Origin of the sequence: Ensifer sp. LC11 (assembly GCF_001695835.1) — a bacterium.
In the GTDB taxonomy this organism is placed as follows: domain Bacteria; phylum Pseudomonadota; class Alphaproteobacteria; order Rhizobiales; family Rhizobiaceae; genus Ensifer.
Genome location: NZ_MBSO01000008.1, coordinates 1 through 20383 on the forward strand (window position 1 = coordinate 1; position 20383 = coordinate 20383).

The 20383-nt window shown below is 63.2% G+C and carries 16 protein-coding genes; 8 read left to right on the forward strand and 8 right to left on the reverse strand.

Features of this window, described 5'->3' with window-relative positions:
• Window positions 1–159: 159 nt before the first annotated feature.
• The 4 genes from BBX50_RS05690 to BBX50_RS05705 form a co-directional block, all read right to left on the reverse strand.
• Entirely contained in the window at window positions 160–2376 is a 2217-nt protein-coding gene (locus tag BBX50_RS05690; RefSeq protein WP_065774352.1) for an FAD-dependent oxidoreductase, read from the reverse strand.
• Window positions 2377–2387: 11 nt separating this feature from the next.
• Complete coding sequence (locus tag BBX50_RS05695) at window positions 2388–2789, reverse strand: YbaY family lipoprotein (protein ID WP_161490851.1); 402 nt, start codon at window positions 2787–2789, stop codon at window positions 2388–2390.
• 11 nt (window positions 2790–2800) lie between these two features.
• Complete coding sequence (locus tag BBX50_RS05700) at window positions 2801–4009, reverse strand: acetyl-CoA C-acetyltransferase (RefSeq protein ID WP_065774354.1); 1209 nt, start codon at window positions 4007–4009, stop codon at window positions 2801–2803.
• 65 nt (window positions 4010–4074) lie between these two features.
• Window positions 4075–5871 (reverse strand): acyl-CoA dehydrogenase C-terminal domain-containing protein, encoded by a 1797-nt coding sequence (locus BBX50_RS05705; RefSeq protein WP_065774355.1) that lies wholly within the window; start codon window positions 5869–5871, stop codon window positions 4075–4077.
• Window positions 5872–6403: 532 nt separating this feature from the next.
• Here BBX50_RS05705 and BBX50_RS05710 point away from each other — a divergent pair.
• From BBX50_RS05710 to BBX50_RS05725, 4 genes are all read left to right on the forward strand, one after another.
• On the forward strand, window positions 6404–10252 hold the full coding sequence (locus tag BBX50_RS05710) for a peptidoglycan-binding protein (RefSeq protein ID WP_065774356.1): 3849 nt from the start codon (window positions 6404–6406) through the stop codon (window positions 10250–10252).
• 362 nt (window positions 10253–10614) lie between these two features.
• The gene (locus tag BBX50_RS05715) at window positions 10615–11541 is read left to right on the forward strand and encodes a sulfite exporter TauE/SafE family protein (protein ID WP_065774357.1); all 927 of its coding nucleotides are present in this window, start codon (window positions 10615–10617) and stop codon (window positions 11539–11541) included.
• Complete coding sequence (locus BBX50_RS05720) at window positions 11541–12341, forward strand: TIGR02186 family protein (RefSeq protein WP_065774358.1); 801 nt, start codon at window positions 11541–11543, stop codon at window positions 12339–12341. Before BBX50_RS05715 ends, BBX50_RS05720 begins: the two co-directional genes overlap by 1 nt.
• A gap of 121 nt (window positions 12342–12462) precedes the next feature.
• Complete coding sequence (locus BBX50_RS05725) at window positions 12463–12699, forward strand: Lrp/AsnC ligand binding domain-containing protein (protein ID WP_065774359.1); 237 nt, start codon at window positions 12463–12465, stop codon at window positions 12697–12699.
• A gap of 53 nt (window positions 12700–12752) precedes the next feature.
• Here the strand turns inward: BBX50_RS05725 and pdeM are convergent, their stop codons facing one another.
• On the reverse strand, window positions 12753–13478 hold the full coding sequence (pdeM, locus tag BBX50_RS05730) for a ligase-associated DNA damage response endonuclease PdeM (protein WP_065774360.1): 726 nt from the start codon (window positions 13476–13478) through the stop codon (window positions 12753–12755).
• A gap of 300 nt (window positions 13479–13778) precedes the next feature.
• Window positions 13779–16325, reverse strand: coding sequence for a ligase-associated DNA damage response DEXH box helicase (locus tag BBX50_RS05735; RefSeq protein ID WP_065774361.1), 2547 nt, complete (start codon window positions 16323–16325; stop codon window positions 13779–13781).
• Window positions 16326–16434: 109 nt separating this feature from the next.
• Here BBX50_RS05735 and BBX50_RS05740 point away from each other — a divergent pair, with 109 nt between their 5' ends.
• Together BBX50_RS05740 and BBX50_RS05745 are read left to right on the forward strand one after the other, a co-directional pair.
• Complete coding sequence (locus BBX50_RS05740; protein ID WP_065774362.1) at window positions 16435–16938, forward strand: Rrf2 family transcriptional regulator; 504 nt, start codon at window positions 16435–16437, stop codon at window positions 16936–16938.
• Between the two features lie 34 nt (window positions 16939–16972).
• Window positions 16973–17437, forward strand: a complete 465-nt coding sequence (locus tag BBX50_RS05745) for a carboxymuconolactone decarboxylase family protein (protein ID WP_065774363.1) — start codon at window positions 16973–16975, stop codon at window positions 17435–17437.
• 23 nt (window positions 17438–17460) lie between these two features.
• Here the strand turns inward: BBX50_RS05745 and BBX50_RS05750 are convergent, their stop codons facing one another.
• The gene (locus tag BBX50_RS05750) at window positions 17461–18096 is read right to left on the reverse strand and encodes a YitT family protein (protein WP_065774364.1); all 636 of its coding nucleotides are present in this window, start codon (window positions 18094–18096) and stop codon (window positions 17461–17463) included.
• Window positions 18097–18202: 106 nt separating this feature from the next.
• On the reverse strand, window positions 18203–19156 hold the full coding sequence (locus BBX50_RS05755; protein ID WP_065774502.1) for a methyltransferase: 954 nt from the start codon (window positions 19154–19156) through the stop codon (window positions 18203–18205).
• 162 nt (window positions 19157–19318) lie between these two features.
• On the opposite strand from BBX50_RS05755, the gene BBX50_RS05760 reads away from it, so the two are divergent.
• On the forward strand, window positions 19319–19585 hold the full coding sequence (locus BBX50_RS05760) for a DUF6460 domain-containing protein (protein WP_065774365.1): 267 nt from the start codon (window positions 19319–19321) through the stop codon (window positions 19583–19585).
• Between the two features lie 2 nt (window positions 19586–19587).
• Window positions 19588–20091, forward strand: a complete 504-nt coding sequence (locus BBX50_RS05765) for a CAP domain-containing protein (protein WP_065774366.1) — start codon at window positions 19588–19590, stop codon at window positions 20089–20091.
• Window positions 20092–20383 lie beyond the last annotated feature (292 nt).

Consider the following 20383-nt stretch of genomic DNA (forward strand, 5'->3'; position numbering starts at 1 on the left):
CCGAGACCGGCGTGAGCGCAGGCCGCCACTTTTGCCACCCGGAAACCCGCCCCAACGTCAGCACCAAATCCACAAAACAAAACCCGCCGAAAAATCGACGGGTTTGTCAGCGGTCTGACGGGCCCGTGAGGGCCCGTTCGCAAGGGTGATGGTCAGAGCTTAGGCCGCCTGCCTCTTCTCGCCATAGGGATCGAAGCGGCCGTAGAAGGTCTCGCCGCGTTCGGCCATTTCCTTCAGGAGCGCCGTCGGCTTGAAGTGATCGCCATAGTCCTTGGCCAGCTTGTCGCACATCTTGACGAAGGCCTTCACGCCCATGCCGTCGATGTAGGAAAGCGTGCCGCCGGTGTAGGGCGCAAAACCGAAGCCGAGGATCGAGCCGACGTCCGCTTCGCGCGGGTCGGTGACGATGCCTTCTTCCATCGTGCGGGCCGCTTCAAGGGCGATCGTTGCGAGGAAGCGCTGCTTCAGCACTTCGACGTCGATCGTGTCGGCGTTCTTCTGCGGATAGAGCGTCTTCAGCTCCGGCCACAGATACTTCTTGGCGGGCTTGGCCGGATATTCATAGAAGCCCTTGCCGTTCTTGCGGCCGCGGCGGTCGAGGTCGTCGACCAGCTTGTTGATCAGCGCCATGTGCTTGGGATCGACGGCCTTTTCGCCGAGGTCGGCGATGGTGGCCTTCAGGATCTTCTGGCTGAGGTCGATCGCCACTTCGTCGTTGAGCGACAGCGGACCGACCGGCATGCCGGCCATCTTGGCGGCGTTCTCGATCATCGCCGGCGGCACGCCTTCGATCAGCATGTCGTAGGCTTCGTGGATGTAGCGGAAGACGCAGCGGTTGACGTAGAAGCCGCGCGTGTCGTTGACGACGATCGGCGTCTTCTTGATCGCGGCGACATAGTCGAGTGCTGTGGCGAGCGCCTTGTCGCCGCTCTCCTTGCCGAGGATCACTTCCGTCAGCATCATCTTCTCGACCGGCGAGAAGAAATGGATACCGATGAACTGGCCGGGGCGCTTGGAGTTCTTGGCAAGGCCGGTGATCGGCAGCGTCGAGGTGTTGGAGGCAAAGATCGTGTCTTCTCCGATCACCGCTTCCACCTTCTCGATCACGTCCTTCTTGACCTGGCGATCTTCGAACACCGCCTCGACGACGAGGCCGACATCCTTCAGGTCGTTATAGTCGGCCGAAGGCGTGATGCGGGCGAGCAGGGCTTCACCCTCTTCCTTGGTCAGGCGACCCTTGCCGATCGATTCCTTGACCAGGCCTTCCGAATGCGCCTTGCCCTTTTCGGCTGCTTCCATGTCGCGGTCGATCAGCGTCACGGCAATGCCGGCAGCCGCCGTCACATAGGCGATCGAGGCGCCCATGAAGCCGGCACCGACGACGCCGACATGCTTGAATTCCGATTTCGGCACGCCGGCCGGGCGACGGGCACCCTTGCCGAGTTCGTGCATCGAGACGAACAGCGAGCGGATCATCGAGAAGGCTTCGGTCGTCTGAAGGATCTCGGTGAAGTAGCGCTGCTCGATCTTCAACGCCGTGTCGAAGGGAACCTGCAGGCCTTCATAGACGCATTTCAGGATGGCGACGGCGCCCGGATAGTTGCCGTAGGTCTCACGCCGCAGGATGCCGGAAGCAGCCGGCCAGAGTTGTGCCGAGGCCGGCGTCCAGATGCCACCGCCCGGCGCCTTGTAACCCTTTTCGTCCCAGGGCTGGACCGGCTTCAGGCCGTTCTTGATCATCGCCTTGGCGGCATCGATCAGCTTGTCGGCATCGACGACTTCATGCACGAGGCCGAGCGCCTTGGCGCGCGCTGCCGTCAGCGACGAACCGGTCGTCATCATCTGCAGTGCATCCTGCGCGTTGGTGAGGCGCGGCACGCGCTGGGTGCCGCCGGCGCCCGGGAAGATGCCGACCTTGACTTCCGGCAGCGCGATCTTCACCGACTTCGAGTTCGAAGCGACGCGGCCGTGACAAGCGAGCGAAAGCTCGAAGGCGCCGCCCATGCAGGTGCCGTTGATCGCCGAGACCCAGGCTTTTCCTGAGGTTTCGAGCTTGCGGAAGAGCCCGGTCATCCGGCCAACCAGGTCGAAAAGCTTCTGGGCCGCGTTATCCGGGTCCTTCTTCTTTTCTTCCTGCTGGAAAGTGAACATCGATTTGATCATCGAGAGATCGGCGCCGCCGGAGAAGCTCGACTTGCCGGATGTGAAGACGACACCCTTGACCGCAGCATCGGCAGTGGTCTGGTCGACGATGGCGTTGAGTTCTTCCATCACCTCCTGGGTGAAGACGTTCATCGACTTCTCAGGCATGTCCCAGGTGACAAGGGCAATGCCGTCGGCATCGGTCTCGATCTTGAAATTGGTGTACTTCGTCATGGTTCTCCCCCTCAGTAGAGAATGGGTTCGATGCGCAGCGAGACGTTCGATCCGCCGCTGTAACGTTGTTTGCTGGTGTTGGTGGCGATCAGCCGTCCGTCGCGCTCGACGCGGATGGTGAAGCCCGCATCGACGGCCTTGTCGAGCTCGGGCTTCGGCACCTGCAGCACGAAGGGCACGCGGGCAGCCTTGCCGTCGCTGACAACCGATGTCTCGGCAATCAGCTTGGCGGCGACGTCCATGACGCCCTGCTCCTCGAGCCTTATGGTGACGGTGCCGGCCGGAACCGGGCCGCTCGCGACATTGCTGATCGCACCGGTGAGCGTGAAGCTGTCGCCGCCTTCGTCGTCGGAGACGCAGCCGGCGGCTGCAAGCAGCCCCAGGCCCATCAGTGCGAGAAGAGAGCGGCGCATCACGTCCATCGTCAGACCCTTTCGATGATCGTCGCCGTGCCCATGCCGGCGCCGATGCAGAGCGTGACGAGCGCGGTGTTGAGATCGCGACGTTCCAGTTCGTCGAGCACGGTGCCGAGGATCATCGCGCCGGTTGCGCCGAGCGGGTGGCCCATGGCGATCGCGCCGCCGTTGACGTTGATCTTGTCGTGCGGGATGTCGAAGGCCTGCATGTAGCGCAGAACGACGGCGGCAAAGGCTTCGTTGAGCTCGAAAAGATCAATGTCCGACAGCTTCATGTCGGCGCGCTTCAGGAGCTTTTCGGTGACGTCGACCGGACCGGTCAGCATCAGCGCCGGATCGGAGCCGATATTGGCGAAGGCGCGGATGCGGGCGCGCGGCTTCAGGCCCATGCTCTCGCCGCCGGCCTTGGAGCCGAGCAGCACGGCGGCGGCGCCGTCGACGATGCCCGACGAGTTGCCGGCATGGTGCACGTAGTTGATCTTCTCGATCTCCGGATGCGCCTGAATGCCGACGGCTTCGAAGCCGCCCATCTCGCCCGGCATCTGGAACGACGGGTTGAGCGAGGCGAGCGCCTGCATGTCGGTGCCCGGACGCATATGCTCGTCACGATCGAGGATCGTCAGGCCGTTCTGGTCCTTGAAGGGCACGACCGAGTTCTTGAAGTAGCCCTTTTCCCAGGCATGCGCTGCGCGCTTCTGGCTCTCCACCGCGTAGGCGTCGACGTCGTCGCGGCTAAACCCGTACTTCGTGGCGATCAGGTCGGCGGAAACGCCCTGCGGCATGAAGAACGCCGGCAGGTTGACCGAGGGGTCCATGAACCAGGAACCGCCGGACATGCCGAGACCGACGCGAGACATCGATTCAACGCCGCCGGCAATGACGATGTCGTCCGCCCCTTGAGCGATCTTGGCCGCGCCGAAGTTGATGGCGTCGAGACCGGAAGCGCAGAAGCGCGAGATCTGCATGCCCGGCGCGCGCGTGGAGTAACCGGCCTCAAAGGCGGCAGCCTTCGGGATCACCGAACCGGCGTCCATAACCGGATCGACGCAGCCCATGATGATGTCGTCGACGGTCGAAGTATCGAGGTCGTTGCGGTCACGCACCGCTTCCAGCATCTTGGCGGCCAGGCGAACGGATGGCACTTCGTGCAGCGATCCGTCCTTCTTGCCACGGCCGCGCGGCGTGCGCACGTGGTCGTAAACGAAGACTTTCGTCATGTCTCATCTCCCTTTCGGCAGCACCATCAGGTGCTGCCCGTCAAAACAGTTTGAAATCGAACGGCTCAGAAGGCGGCCGCGTCGAGCGCCATCAGCGTGTCGGCGCCGGTCTCGATGCGGGCCTTGCGCAGCGCCGTTTCCGGCAGGATCCTTTCCATGAAGAAGGTCGCGGTGATCAGCTTGTTCTTCAGATAGTCTGCGCGCGTCGTTTCGCCAGAGGCAAGTTTTTCCTCAGCGGTCTTGGCAATTTTCGCCCACATGTAGCCAAGGACGACGAGGCCGAAGAGGTGCATGTAGTCGGTGGAACCAGCGCCGGCATTGTCGGGCTTGGCCATCGCGTTCTGCATGAACCACATGGTGGCGGCCTGCAGGTCGTTGAGGCCCTTCTTCAGCGCCTTGGTGTAGCTCGCCAGCTTGTCGTTATTGCGGTTTTCCTCGCAGAAATCACCGATTTCCTTAAACAGCGCCATGACGGCGCGGCCGCCATTGAGGCCCAGCTTGCGGCCGACGAGATCGAGCGCCTGGATGCCGTTGGCACCTTCGTAGATCATCGCGATGCGGGCATCGCGGACATACTGGCTCATGCCGTGTTCTTCGATGTAGCCGTGGCCGCCGAACATCTGCTGCGCCATGACGGCGTGGTCGAAGCCTTTGTCGGTGAGAACGCCCTTGAGGATCGGCGTCATCAGACCAAGGATGTCGTCCGCCGTCTGGCGATCGGCTTCGCTGTCGGAACGATGCGCGATGTCGGACTTCAGTGCGGTCCACAGCGTGAAGGCGCGGCCGGCCTCGTTGAAGGCCTTGATCGTCATCAGCGTGCGGCGCACGTCCGGATGCACGATGATCGGGTCAGCCTTCTTGTCCGGGGCCTTGGGGCCGGAGAGCGAACGGCCCTGGATGCGGTCGCGTGCATAGTTGGCGGCGTTCTGGTAGGCGATCTCGGCGATCGAAAGGCCCTGCAGGCCGACGCCGAGGCGGGCCTCGTTCATCATCACGAACATGGCGTTGAGGCCCTTGTTCTCCGTGCCGATGAGGTAGCCCACGGCCTCGTCATAGTTCATGACGCAGGTGGAGTTGCCGTGAATGCCCATCTTGTGTTCGATCGCGCCGCAGGAAACGCCGTTGCGCTCGCCCGGTTCGCCATCGGCATCGAGCTTGAACTTCGGCACGATGAACAGCGAGATGCCCTTCACGCCTTCCGGAGCACCCTCGATGCGGGCAAGCACCAGATGGATGATGTTGTCGGACATGTCGTGTTCGCCGGCGGAGATGAAGATCTTCTGGCCGGAAATCTTGTAAGCGCCGTTGCCGGTTGGTACCGCCTTGGTGCGCAGGAGCCCGAGGTCCGTGCCGCAATGCGGTTCCGTCAGGTTCATCGTGCCGGTCCAGGTGCCGGCAACCATCTTCGGCAGATAGGCCTGCTTCTGCTCGTCCGTGCCGTGCACGAGAATGGCCGCAATCGCACCCTGGGTGAGGCCCGGATACATGGTCAGCGCCATGTTGGCCGAGGACATGTACTCGCCGACGGCGGTGTGCAGCGTGTAGGGCAGGCCCTGGCCACCGAATTCTTCAGGAACGGCGAGGCCGAGCCAGCCGCCTTCGCGATAGAGATCGAAGGCTTCCTTGAAACCCTTCGGCACGCTGACCGAGCCGTCGTCGCGGCGCTTGCAGCCTTCCTGGTCGCCGGAGAGGTTGACCGGGAACAGAGCCTCTTCGGCAAGCTTGGCTGCCTCGCCGACGATAGCCTCGATCATGTCAGGCGTCGCGTCCGCGAAACCGGGCAGGTTGTTGTAGCGCTCAATGCCGAGCACATCGTTCAGGATGAAGAGGGTATCGTCGACCGGGGCCTTGTAGATGGGCATTCTTTCCTCGCCTTTTGATGCTTCGGGCCGCCGTATCTCGTCATCGACCCGGTTGCAGGATGCCTGATGCGCCGCCGCTCCTCCAAAGCGCCATGCGTTCAAATGAACGCACGAAGGACGCTCCAGCATTTTGATTCTAGAGCACCTTTCCGCTTCCAGTGTTCGCACATGAAAGCGGGATGCTCTAGGCGGTCTCGCATCGTTGACGGGATGCTACAAAATTTTGACGTTTGCGTAAACGTCAAAAATTGCGCCTTGCGCAGTTTCGTCGACGGCGTCAGCGGGAAGGACCAATCATCACTTGTGCGTCCAGATCGCGCGTTCCTGCCAAATCGTTAAAAAATCATGGGCAGGTTAACCGCTTATTTACCACGTTTCGTGAAAGGTGCGTGTTGAGATGGTCAAAGCTGCAACCTGTCCTGGCGTCGCATCGTTGTAGTTTTGCCCACGTCGGAAGCGCCACAGGGGTGAAGAAAGCTGTTTTCTTCCGTGACGTCTTTCGAGATGGCCGACGACAGGGGCGAAGAACACCATGAATGGATCGCGATCAAATCCTCAGCGCGCAGGCAGCCAGTCCTATAGCGAGCGGCCGTCGCTCGACGCCCTGAACCGCACCATCGAAGGACTGGAGGCGCGGATCGAGGGCCTGATGAGCGGAACAGCCCGCGACGCGGCGCCAAGGCCGCCCGAGCGCGAGCGCCTGCCGGCCCGCGAACCCGCCAGGGAGCCGGCAACGACCCGCGACGCGGTAGCAGAGATCATGCAGCGCCAGCGCAGCCTCAGCGCTACGCGCGAGCGTCCGACCCTTCGCGATCGGCTGCCGCAGCGCGAGCCGGAACGTTATGCCCCCGAACGCTCCGTTTCCGAACGCCATGTCTCTGACCGCCAAGTCTCCGACCGCTTTGCCGACGAGCCCCGTCCGCAGCCGCTTCACAGCCAGCCGCAACGTCAGACGTCAGCTGTCAACGATATCGCCGAGGCGCTTGTTGGCCTGCGCCAGGACCTGAAGCGCGACATAACCGATGGCCTGACGCGCGAGATGAACTCGCTGCGTTCCGAAATTCGCGGCATCAAGGCGCAGGCGCAGGATCACAGCTTCGCCGAAGACGTGCGCGGTGACATGCAGCGTCTCGCCGACAGCATCCAGCACCTGGGCCGCCAGGCATCGCCCGCCCAGGCCGACGCGCTTCGCGGCGACTTCGACGAATTGCGCGCAATGATCGACGGTCTCGCGCGCGAAGACAGCATGCGCCGCATGGAAAACCGCTGGAACGGCGTCGAGGACCGGCTGATCGCGTTTGATCAGAACCGTGACGACGAGCTGGTGGCGCTTGCCTATCGGCTCGATGAGATCAAGTCGCAGATCGGTTCGCTGAAGAACAGCTCCGCCGTCGATGCGCTCGAAGATAAGTTGATCGCCGTCGCCCAGGCAATCGAGATGCTGGGTCGCCAGATCCAGCCCGACGACCGTCGCCTCGTGTCGCAATTTGCCGATCTCGATGGCCGGCTCGATGAAATCAGCCGTGCCATTGCCGCCAGCAGCCGCACGGCGACTGGCCTCGACAGCGGTTTCGTCAATCGTCTCGAAGGCCGGCTCGGCGACCTTTCGCGTCAGATCGACAATCTTTCGCGCCCGAACGATGCCGGGCTCGGCGCCCGTCTCGAAGCCTTGACCGCCCGTGTCGAGGATCTCGCCAGCGAAAAGGCGGCCGCCCGGCTGGAGGAGCGGCTCGACCAGCTTTCAACCCTGATGGAGCGCAGCAGCAGGACCGCGCAATCGGACCTTAACGATTATCTCTCGGACATCTCCCGCAAGATCGAGGCGCTCGACCAGGGGAGCGTCAACGACGTGCTCGCCGAGCGGCTCGACTACCTCGCGCGCCGGATCGACGAACTCGACGCCCACGGTGTGCAGCCCACCTCTGACCCCCGCTTCGACCGGCTCGAGGATCGTCTGGCTGGCATCGCGCAGCGTCTTGAAGAGACCCACGCTGCGCCCTTCGACGATCGCGCCGCCTTGCAGAACCTCGAGGCGCAGATCGCCAATCTGTCGACGCTGGTCAGTCAGCCGCGTGCGGATGCCGGTGCTAGCACGATGCCGGTCGATTTCGAAAGCCGTATGACCGCGCTGGAGGATTACTTCTCGACGAGTGACGAATACATCGTCGAAGCCGCCCGGCAGGCAGCAGAAGCGGTGATGGAAGCCTATTCCAAGAACACCTCGGCTCCGGTTGCCGGCGGCGATCTTGCCGCGATCTCGGCGCTTGCCGAGGACTTGAGGACGCTCGAGGACCTCAGCCGCTCCAGCGAGGAGCGGACGGCGCGGACGTTCGAGGCGTTGCACGAAACCCTCGTGCACATCGCCGACAAGCTGGAACGCATCGAAAATCGCGAGCCGACATCGCCTGCTCGGATCGAAATGCCGCTCGCGCGCGACGCGGCGCAGATGCCGAGAGCCGTGCAGCCCGAATTCAACGATCCCTTCGGCGGCAGCGATCTCGACGATCGCTACGATGACCTTCAGCGCAACGTGCGCGCCCTTCAGGCGGAAGACCAGGCTGTCGCAGCGCAGGGCGCCGAGGCGGCAACGGCCTTTGTCGATGAAGAACAGATCTCGACCGTCGAGGTCGAAGAGGCGCGCGAACCGGCCGCGACGGCGCGCACGGGCTTGCTTGCAGGGCTCACCCGGCGCTTTTCCGCAAAGCGTTCCGGGCCGACGCCGGACCAGGCACGGCAACTCGTTGAACCGGCGCCGTCGATCGACCCCTCCGAAATGCTCGCGCCGGAGGAAGCCAACCAACTGCTTGAGCCGGGTTCCGGTGTTCCTGATGTCAAGAAGATCCTGGAGCGCGTGCGCGCCGGGCAGATGAGCAAGGCCGGTATCCAGCCGGCCGATGGCGACAAATCGGATTTCATTGCCGCCGCCCGCCGCGCGGCTCAGCTCGCCGTCGAGGAGGCGGACACGCTCAACAAGGTCGGGGAAAACGGCACCCATTCGGGCATCGGCGGCGCCTTTGCCCGCCACCGCCGGCCGATCCTCATGGCCGTGGGCGCGGTGCTGCTGGCAATCATGTCCTATCCGCTGGTCAGCACGATGCTGACGAAGCAGGATGCGGCGCCGGTGGAACCGGTGGCAATCATCGAGCAGCAGGCTGCACCGGAAGCACAGCAATTCAAGGTCGCGGATGACCGCCCGTTGCAGACTGCCGCCGTTGCGCCGCAGGAGGCGCCCGCTGCATCTGAAGCCGCGCCTCTCGATTCTGTTGAGGCGCCGGCGAAGACAGCCGAAGCTTCGATTGCGGTGACGGCGACGGCCGTGCCGACGACCACGATTGCGACGCCGACGGAAGAAAAAGCACCCTTGCTGGCGCCGACCGCAGAAACGAAGGCGCAAACCAATGCGTTCCAGCCGACCTCTGTCGGTGATGCGCCTTCAGCGAGCGCTTCGGTTGCGAATGCGCCGGCCGATGGCGCAGCCATGGTGCCAGCCATGACCCCCGTGGCACCCGTGGCGACGCCGAGCGAGATCGTGTTGCCCGAAGGTTTCGGCCCGGCGGCACTGGTGACGGCTGCCAAGGGCGGCGACCCGCTCGCCTTCTATGAAATCGGTGCACGCTTTACCGAAGGACGTGGCGTTCAGGAAAACATGGCGGAAGCGGCAAAGTGGTATCAGCGCGCAGCTGACGCCGGCGTCGTCCCGGCGCAGTATCGCCTCGCCAGCATGTATGAGAAGGGCACGGGCGTGACACGCGATGCCGCCAAGGCGAAGGCGCTTTATCTCGCAGCCGCCGGCCAGGGCAACGCCAGCGCCATGCACAACCTCGCCGTCCTTTTGGCAAGCGGTCGCGATGGCTCTCCGGATTTCGCCGAGGCGACGAAATGGTTTGCCAGGGCCGCCGAACTTGGCGTTCGAGACAGCCAGTTCAACCTCGCTGTCCTCTATGCGCGCGGCAACGGCGTACCGCAGGACCTGACCGAATCCTACAAGTGGTTCGCGGCGGCGGCCAAGGAAGGCGACCTGGATGCCGGCGCCAAGCGTGACGAGGTTGCCAAGGCGATGAAGCCCGAGCAGCTCGAAACCGCCAAGACGAAGGCGGACGCCTGGAAGGCGCAGCGGGCCGATGCCAAGGCGAACACGGTTGACGTGCCGGATGCATGGGTCGGCCCGGCCAACAAGACCGCCAGCGTCGACATGAGCAAGGCGATCCGCAACATCCAGGCGATCCTCAACAACAACGGTTTTGATGCCGGCACCCCGGACGGACAAATGGGCAAGAAGACGGTTGCCGCCATCAAGGCCTTCCAGAAGTCGGTCGGCCAGGAGCCGACGGGCGAAATCACCGAGCAACTGGTCAAGGAACTGCTGAAGCGCAATTCCTGACCTGCAGCAGCCCCGAGTTCTCGTCGGGGCTGTCGCCGCAATAAAGCCGCAGAGCCGGGCGACACGGGTTTGCGGGTGGCGAAGCTGTCTGCCATGTGGCTGAAAAGGTTGACCGGTCGGGCCTGCTGCATAATTCCTTAATCGGAATCGGGCTAAGGGTAGGAGGATGCAGCCAATCAAGGTCCGGCTGCGACCTTGGCCCTTCCGACAGGAGTGCAGCGCTGCAGGCGTGCATGACGGAAGCCGCTTCTCTCTTGGCAGAGGGATCGGCTTTTCGAGACAATCCCTCATTGGTGGTGAATTGCTTGCCACACTAACAGATTTGCCCGCATCGCGGGCCGTTGGCATATCGAGGTCCCGGCGTGACGATCTATCTGCCCATTGCAGAGTTGTCGGTGAACATACTCATCATTCTCGGTATGGGCGCTGCCGTCGGCTTTCTGTCCGGCATGTTCGGCGTCGGCGGTGGCTTCCTGATCACGCCGCTCCTGATCTTCTACAACATTCCGCCCGTCGTGGCCGTGGCAACCGGCGCCAACCAGGTGGTGGCCTCGTCGATTTCGGGCGCGATCACACATTTCCGGCGCGGCACGATCGACATCAAGCTTGGCACGGTGCTCTTATGCGGCGGCCTCGCCGGCGCGACGCTCGGCGTCTGGCTGTTCTCGCTGCTGCGTCGCATCGGCCAGCTGGATCTGGTGATCTCGCTGCTCTACGTCGTGCTGCTCAGCACCGTCGGCGGGCTGATGCTCTGGGAAAGCATCGTTGCCATGCGCAAGGCCGCGAAGAACCAGGCGACGACCTTGCGCCGCCCCGGCCAGCACAACTGGGTGCACGGCCTGCCGCTGAAGATGCGCTTCAAGAAATCGAAGATCTATCTGAGCGTCATTCCGGTTGCCGGCCTTGGCTTCTGCATCGGCATCCTGACCTCCGTCATGGGTGTCGGCGGCGGCTTCATCATGGTGCCGGCGATGATCTATCTCTTGCGCATCCCGACCAACGTCGTCGTCGGCACGTCGCTGTTCCAGATCATCTTCGTCTCGGCCTATACCGTTATCGTCCAGGCATCGACCAACTATACCGTCGATATCGTGCTCGCCTTCGTGCTGATGATCGCGGGCGTCATCGGTGCGCAATACGGCGTTCGCGTCGGCCAGAAGCTGCGTGGCGAACAGTTGCGGGCGCTTTTGGCACTGCTCGTCCTTGCCGTCGGCATTCGTCTGGCGATCGAGCTCGTCATTCCGCCGAAGGACATCTATTCGGTGGTATCAGCGGGGTTCGGCTTCTGATGCTCCGCTTCGCCCGCACAGCTCTGGCTCTTCTGGCTCTGACCCTTGCCGGGCCGGCCCACGCGGCCATTCAGGACGAAAACGCCGATTTCACCGAGAAGCTGGAAATCGGCATATCGACCGACGAAATCGCCATCACGTCCGATTTCCGCGGCGCGGATCTGACGATCTTCGGCGCCGTCGACGGCTTCGACCAGGGTCTTCTGGTGCAAGGCAGATACAACATCGTCGTGAGCCTTGAGGGCCCGAAGGACAATGCGACGGTGCGCAAGAAGGAGCGGGTCTTCGGCATCTGGGTCAACACCAGCTCCATGACCTTCGAACTGGTGCCGGAATCCTATTCGCTGTCGTCGACGCGCGACATCGAGACGATCGCGCCGCCCGGCGAGATGGGCAATATGGGCATTGGTGTCGATCACATGCGGCTGGTGCCGCTCGGCTTCGTCGGTGACGGCAGCAATCTCGGCGAGTTCCGCAACGCCTTTCGTCGTATTCGCGAGACGAGCGGCGTCTATGAGCGCGATCCCGGCGGGGTGCAGTTCATCAGCTCCAGCCTGTTCAAGGCCTCGGTGCGCCTGCCGGCCAACGTGCCGAACGGCGTGCACGTCGTGCGCGCCTATCTCTTCCGCGATGGTGTATTCGTTGCCGCCAAGGCGCTGCCGCTGCGCGTCGTCAAGACCGGCCTGGAACAGTTCATTACCCAGGCGGCACACCAGCAGCCGCTGCTCTACGGCCTTATGGCCGTATTGCTGGCGGTCATCACCGGCTGGGGCGCGAGCCTGATCTTCCGCAAGGAATAGCCTTGGAACGGCGTGGGGAAATGCGCACTGACGTTTCCTTTTGCGCGTCAGAGCGCTAAGGAAAGAGATGCCGCGCGTTCCGCCAACATGCGCCGCTACAAGAAGAAGCAGAGGAAGCTCGATGAAACCGATTTTTGTCCAGTTGCAGTGCGCTCCCGGCAAGACCTACGAGGTTGCCGACGAGATCTACCGCAAGGAGATCGTTTCGGAGATGTATTCGACGAGCGGCGACTACGACCTGATCATCAAGATCTACATCGAGGAAGGTCAGGACATCGGCAAGTTCATCAACGACAACATCGCGACGGTGCCGGGCATCTCGCGCTCGCTGACGACACTGACCTTCAACGCCTTCTGATCACAAGGGAATGCCGGGATAGGCGCGCAACGCCGCATCACCCCAGGCACATCTCAGGCAATCAGATTGGCAAACCGGACCGAATAGATCCGGTCGCGCCCGAGCATATGGGCGACGAGTTTGTTGCGGTCGAAGAGGCCGGTCATCGCCCGGTGCCTAAGATCGAGCCCGCCGGTGGTGACGCCGAAGGCCGGCATCAGCATACGCGTGCCATCCGTCGCGAAACAGGCGCGGCGCACCGCCTTTTCTCGCCGCACCACCGTTGCCGCCGGATGCAGATGGCCGGCGATTTCTCCGATCGCTTCGCCACGTTTCGGCTCGTGCCGGAAGACGAGGCCGGCGTGATTGAGTTCGTCCATCGAGGCGCCCGGCAGGCCGAATGCGCCATCCGGGTCGTGGTTGCCATTGATCCAGATCCATTCCCGCCCGAGCGCCATTGCAGCGATCATATGCCGGAAGGCATCGGGCATGACGGCCGAACCGACGCGGTCGTGGAAATTGTCGCCGAGGCTGATGACGAGTTTCGGGTTGTGACGGGCAATCGCCGCTTCGAGCACGCGCAGCGTTGCAAGCGTATCGTAGGGTGGCAAGAGCATGCCGCGGCGCGCGAAAGCGGATCCTTTTTCCAGATGCAGGTCGGAGACAACGAGCGTACCTGTCTCCGGCAGATAGAGGCCGCCGAGCGGATCGCAGATCGCCGCGACGCTGTTGATCGTCGTCTGTGCGTGGAGGAGAGGGGCTGTCGCTGGAGCGGATAGAGTGTGAGCGAGGCGATGCATGGTCACGCCGCCACACTGGGGTGAGAATTGCCCGGGGCAGCACCCCCCTCTGGCCTGCCGGCCATCTCCCCCACAAGGGGGGAGATTGCGTGCGGCACGCTCCGCATACCCGTCTGGAGTCTCGCCGGCTGCATGAACTTTCCCGTTGGAACGAGCAGCCAGCCACGAGTTGATCTCCCCCCTTGTGGGGGAGATGGCCGGCAGGCCAGAGGGGGGTAACCCGCCGGACGTGCCAGAGCGCCCAGAGGAGGGTAACCCGCCCAACGCGACAGTCTGCTCTTCCTCAAGACGACCTTCCCGTCATTCCACATCCAACCCGCCCATGGCTTCAAGGATCAAGTCGTCCGCAGCCTCCGAAAGCAGGAAGTCCTGCGCCTCGCCCTGGATCATTTCCTTGCCGATCTCCAGCATGACCGGCACCGCCAGCGGCGAGATCCGGTCGAGCCGCCTGTGGGTGATGTGGCCCTTGATTCGTTTCAGCATATCCCCGAGGCGGGCGATGTCCAAAAGCCCTGTTGCCGCATCGTTGCGGGTGGCCTCGAGCAGCAGGTGGTCCGGCTCGTGCGCGTGCAATACGTCGTAAATGAGATCGGCCGAGACCGTCACCTGCCGGCCGGTCTTTTCCTTGCCGGGATGGCGCTGGTCGATCAGGCCGGCAATGACGGCGCAATTGCGGAAGGTGCGCTTCAGCAGGAAGGATTCGTTCAGCCAGGCTTCGAGGTCGTCACCGAGCATGTCCTCGTCGAAGAGCTCGGCGAGCGCGCCGCGTCTGAGTTCGAAGGTCGTACCGAGGTCGTCGAGCGCCCAGACGGCCAGCGAATAATCGGTGGCGACGAAGCCGAGCGGCTTCAGTCCGGCGCGGTCGAGCCTCCGGGTAAGCAGCATGCCGAGGGTCTGGTGTGCCAGCCGCCCCTCGAAGGCATAGATGACCATGTAGTGCTTGCTGCCACGCGGGAAGGTCTCGATCAAAAGCTCGTCCTCGCGCGGCAGCATCGAGACGTCCTTCTGCAAGGACAGCCAGTCGCGCACCTGTTCCGGCAGCGGCGCCCGGCGTGCCGGATCGGCAAGCATCTTGCGCACTTGCTGCGCCAGATAGGTCGAGAGCGGAAACTTGCCGCCGGCATAACTCGGCACCTTCGGGTCGAAGGAAAAGGCCTGGCTGACGAGGCATTCATTCTCGCGGATGCCTTCGAAGCGCAGCACCTTGCCGGAGAACATGAAAGTATCGCCCTGCGACAGCATTTCGAGGAAATACTCCTCGACCTTGCCGAGCGCCATGCCGCCACGGCCGAGCGAGCCGCGCTGGTTGCGCTTCACCATGCGCACGTTGAGCATCGGCGATTCGACGATGGTGCCGACATTCAGCCGGTATTGCTGCGCCACCAGCGGATTGGAGACGCGGTAGAGCCCGTCCTTGGTCTTGCGGATGCGGGCATAGCGCTCATAGGTCTTCAGCGCGTAACCGCCGGTTGCGACGAAATCGACCACGCGCTCGAAGGTCTCCCAGGCAAGGGCCGCATAGGGCGAGGCGCTGGTGATTTCTGCATAGAGGTCGAGCGGATTAAAGGGCGCGGCGCAGGCCATGCCGAGCACGTGCTGGGCAAGCACGTCGAGCGCGCCCTTGCCGACCGGCGGCGTGTCCTGGGCGCCGACATAGTTGGCGTCGAGCGCCGCCTGGCATTCCATCACCTCGAAGCGGTTGGCCGGCACCAGGATCGCTTTCGACGGCTCGTCCATGCGGTGGTTGGCGCGGCCGATGCGCTGGGCGAGGCGGCTTGCGCCCTTCGGCGCGCCGACATGCACGACGAGATCGACATCGCCCCAGTCGATGCCGAGATCGAGCGTCGAGGTCGCGACGACGGCGCGCAGCCGGTTCTCCGCCATCGCCGCCTCGACCTTGCGGCGCTGGGCGACGTCGAGTGAGCCGTGATGCAGGGCAATCGGCAGATTGTCGTCGTTGTTCGTCCAAAGCTCCTGGAAGAGAAGCTCCGCCTGGCTGCGGGTGTTGACGAAGAGCAGGGTGGTGCCGTGTTCCTTGATCGCGGCGTAGACGTCGGGGATCGCGTAGCGTGCCGAGTGTCCGGCCCAGGGCACGTGCTCCTCCGTCTTGAGGATGGAGATCTTCGGCTTGGCGCCACCCTGCACCTGCACGAGGCCGGCATGATTGCGGGCATCCGGCTCCTGCGATGCGAGCCAGCGCTGCAGATCCATGGGGTCGGCGACCGTTGCCGAGAGGCCGATCGTCTGCAGGCCGGGCGCAAGCCGGCGAAGTCGCGCCAGTCCGAGGGACAGGAGGTGGCCGCGCTTCGATGTGACGAGGGAATGCAGTTCGTCGAAGATGACGTAGCGCAAATCCTTGAAAAAGCGGCTTGCTTCGCCATTGGCGAGCAGCAGTGCCAGTTGCTCCGGCGTGGTCAGCAGGATGTCGGGCGGATTGAGCTTCTGCCGCTGGCGCTTGGCGGTGGGCGTGTCGCCCGTGCGGTTTTCGATGCGCACTGGCAACCCCATTTCGCCGACCGGCTTCATCAGGTTGCGTTCGATATCGACGGCCAGCGCCTTCAGCGGCGAGATGTAGAGCGTATGGATGCCGACGAAGGCGGAGCCCGGTGGAACCTTGCCACGGTGGGTGAGGTCAACCAGCGAAGGCAGGAAGCCGGCCAGCGTCTTGCCGGCACCCGTCGGCGCGATCAAGAGCGTGCTTTCCCCGGCCTCGGTGCGGGCCAAAAGTTCGAGCTGGTGGGCGCGCGGCTGCCAGCCCTTTTCGCCGAACCAGCGCAGAAAGGGAGCGGGCAAGGTCAGGGCATCGCCCTGCGGTTCTCTGGAATCGATCCTGTTCACGGAGAACAAAGGTAGATCAAATTCGTCAAAAGAGAAGCCCGTCGGGCCGGCCGCCGGCCGCCTATTGACTCACCTCCTAAATCGTAGATAAAAAATATCCACGATTTAGGAGGTGCCGATGAAACTCGGAGATGGAGTGGAGCAAGCCATTCACAGTGTGACGATGCTGAGCTGTCTTCAGCCAGGCAGCACGCTGTCGGCCGCCGCCCTTGCCGAGTTCCACGGCGTCTCCACCAGCTACCTGTTGAAGCACCTGCAGGCGATGTCCGGCGCTGGTATTTTGGAAGCGGTTCCGGGGCCGAAGGGGGGCTACCGCCTTGCGCGCACGCCGGAGAAGATTACCCTGCTCGACATCGTGCTTGCGGTCGAAGGACCGGAGCCGGCGTTCCGCTGCAACGAGATCCGCCTGCGCGGGCCCAATCCCTATGCCTGCAAGCCGACCGCACCTTGCACGATCAATGTCGCGATGCTGAAGGCGGAACAGGCTTATCGCGCCGAGCTGCGGCGCGTGACCATCGCCAGCATCCTGGACGATCTCAATGCCAAGGATGACGGCAGCGTATCAGCGCGAACGAGTGCATTTCTGGCGATCAACGAACGCAAATCGACCGCCAGCGCCTGAACCATCAATCCTCGTTCAATCCAAGGAGAAGAGTATGCAACCGCGTCTGAACTTCGTCAAATCCGCTCCCGACGCCTATAAGGCCGCGGCCGCCTTCGACAGCTACATCATCAAGGAATCGGGTCTGGAGCCGCGCCTGATCCACCTGATCAAGCTGCGCGCCTCGCAGATCAACGGCTGCGCCTATTGCATCGACATGCATGTGAAAGAGGCGCGCCACACCGGCATGAGCGAGCAGTGGATTCACCTGATCTGCGCCTGGCGCGAATCGCCGATCTATGACGCCCGCGAACGCGCGGTGCTGGCCTGGACCGAAGCGCTCACCAACCTTGCCCAGACCGGCGCGCCCGACGCGGACTTCGAGCCGCTCCGGGAGCATTTCGACGAGGCGGAAATCACCAAGATCACCATGGCGATCGGCGTCATCAATGTCTGGAACCGGGTCGCTGTCGGCCTGCGGTCGCAGCACCCGGTCGACCAACCGGTAAAGGCTGCCTGAGGTCTGCTCCGCGTTCCGCGCTGTTATAGCGCGATGTAGCGATCGGCGCGGTGGTTGATGGCCACGAACAGGTTCAAGACGACCGCGCCGAGCACCGACCAGGCGACGACTGTGGGCGAGGTCACGCCGAAGGCGATGACGAGTACGACCATGTCGATCGCGAGCTGCACGAGACCGGCGCGAATGCCGAAGCGCTCCTGCAGATAGATGCCGAGAATGCCGACGCCGCCAAGGCTGGCGCGGTGGCGATAGAGCGCCAGCAAGCCATAACCGAGAAGCAGGCCGCCGAGCAGGGCTGCCCAGGCCGGCTGGATCGTGCCGATCTGGAAGAGGCGCGACTGGATGTCGGTGAGGAACGACGTCAGGCCGATCGCGATGAAGGTCTTCACCGTGAAGGCCGGGCCGAGCCGCTTCAGCGACAGGTAGAAGAACGGCAGGTTGAGCAGGAAGAAGGCCAGGCCGAAATTGATGCCGAACGCATAGTGCAAAAGGAAGGCGACGCCCGCCGTGCTGCCTGTAAGCAAGCCCGCGCTTGCGAGGAAATAGAGGCCGAGCGCTGCAATCAGGCTGCCGGTGAAGATGCCCTGCAGGTCCTCGACGACCGTGTGCCGGGTCGGGCTGGTGTTCCAGAGACCGAAAACGCTGCTGATCTGAGCCATGGCAAATCCTCGATTGCGATGGTCTGAGCAATGCTGCAACGCACAACAACAATCAAGAAAAATATGTCAGTTATGCTGACCTATTTTTGCGACTCTGCCTTGCGTTTTATGCAGGCTTGCGCGCCAGGAACAGAATGCCGAACACCGGCTCGCCGGCGTCCATGCGGATGACGGTACGTTCGATGGCCAGCAGATCCAGGCCATGCGCCGTACAGAGGCCACGGATATAGGCTTCGCTATGGGCGTAACGCAGGGACGGTCGCAGCAGGAACTCCGGACCTTCTCCCGCATCTTCCACGGAGAACGCAAAGTAACCTCCCGCGGTCAGGAGGCGCGAAGTGATGTCGAAGACGCTGTCGAGATTGCCGAGATACATCAGCACGTCGGCGGCGCTGACGAGGTCGGCGCGGTGGGCGGCGAAGTTGCCGAAGATGCCGGAGGCATCCGGTGAGAGCGAAAGGTCGGCGCGGGCCAGCCGATCGTAGGTGGATTTCGCCTCGGCCTTGGCGAGCATGTTGATGGAAAGGTCGAAACCTTCGAGGAACTGTGCCTGATCCCGGATGCGTTCGCCGAAGAGGCCGGTGCCGCAGCCGAGATCCGTCACATGCTCGAAGATCAGGCCTCCGGTGTGGCTTTGCCCGGTATGGCCCTGAATGAGCGCTGCGAGCTTCTGCGGCACCGTGTAGCCGAGCTTCTCTACCAGGGCCTTGTCGAAACGGTCGGCATAGTCGTCGAAGAGGCGTTCGACATAGAGGCTCGGCGGCTGGTCCGGCATGGCGGTGGCCCCCAAAAGCGCCAGTTTCAGCCCGGCGCCGAAAATGTCGTCGGGGCTGAGCGCCAGGGTTTTTCTGAGCGCGTCGATCGCTGCCTCTTTCCGGCCAGATTTTTCCTCATAGTCCGCCAGCCGAAACCAGCCGGCTGCCCAGTTGGGTGCCTGTTCCAGCGCTTGCGCCATGAGTTCGGCAGCACTTGCGGGCTCGCCCCCCTCGGCAAGCATTTTTGCGTAGTCGGCGCGGCGGTCGGCGATCAGGTCGCCGGAGGAGAGCTGGTTGAGCGTCATCAATGTGAGATATTGGTTGCGATCAGCGCTTCTGACGCCGTAGGCCGCAAAATACAAGCGGAATCTGGCGGAAACAAAGAGCATGGCTCCGTCTGTTACGCCCGGCGACTTGCGACGGTGCTGATCGCGGCTTATGTGAAGACAAACAGGAGAAGTTCGCGCATGTCGGACGGAATGAACAGATTTTTGGGCGACTCGCCGCTGCGTGTGCTGGTCAAGCTCGTCGTGGTATCGATCCTCGTCGGCTTCGTCATGACCATCTTCGGCTGGTATCCGACCGATATCTATTTCGCCGTGCGCAACTTCCTGCTCGACCTCTGGTACACCGGCTTTGCCGCACTTGGCCGGGTGGGCGACTATCTGCTACTTGGTGCGGCGATCGTCGTTCCAGCCTTCGTCATCCTGCGTGTCCTGAGCTACCGACGCTGACGATGCAGGACCGGTTTCTTGTGATCGAGCGCCGCGGCCTGCTGCGCGCCACCGCCATCCTCTCGCTCGGTGCGCTCGCCGGCTGCACCACGTCTCAGGTGCTGACGTCCGCCAGCGGTACCGGCAGCGACCAGACCGGGGCGAGCCTCGGTTACGTCAACGAGCTCAGGAAGGGCAGGGGGCTGACCCCGCTCGTTCAGGACCGCGCTGCGTCGGTCGCCGCCATGAACCAGGCGGCGCGCATGGCCAAATCAGGCAAGATGCAGCACCTCATCGGTTGGAACGACAGTTTCTACGACCGGATGAAGGGCCAGGGGGTAACCCTGCCGGCGGCCGAAAACATCGCGATGGGCCAGGACGATGCCGAGCGTGCCTATGACGCCTGGTACAAGTCGCCCAGGCATCTGGAAAACATGCTCGGCAACTACCGCGGCCTCGGCGTCGCCGTCGCCCAGAATGCCGCCTCCGACAATCGCCCGTTCTGGGCGATGGTGCTGTCGGCTTAACTGCTCTTCGCCAAGATTTCCGCCCTTCATCCCCTGCCGGGACCTTCTCCCCGCAGGCGGGGAGAAGGAGACGTGTGGCGCTCGCTCGACCGTGAAGCAACCCATCGCAATTCGCGCACCCCGCGCACCCGAACCTCTGCCGGCTAGCCGTCGGAAATGGTTGCGTTTGCCACGCCCCCTCTCCCGGCCTGCGGGGAGAGGGCTAGGGTGAGAGGCGTCGCTAGGGCACGCCATTAGATCGCCACAACTGCACGGCGTGCTTGCATCCGCCCATGGACTTTCCCTAAAAAGG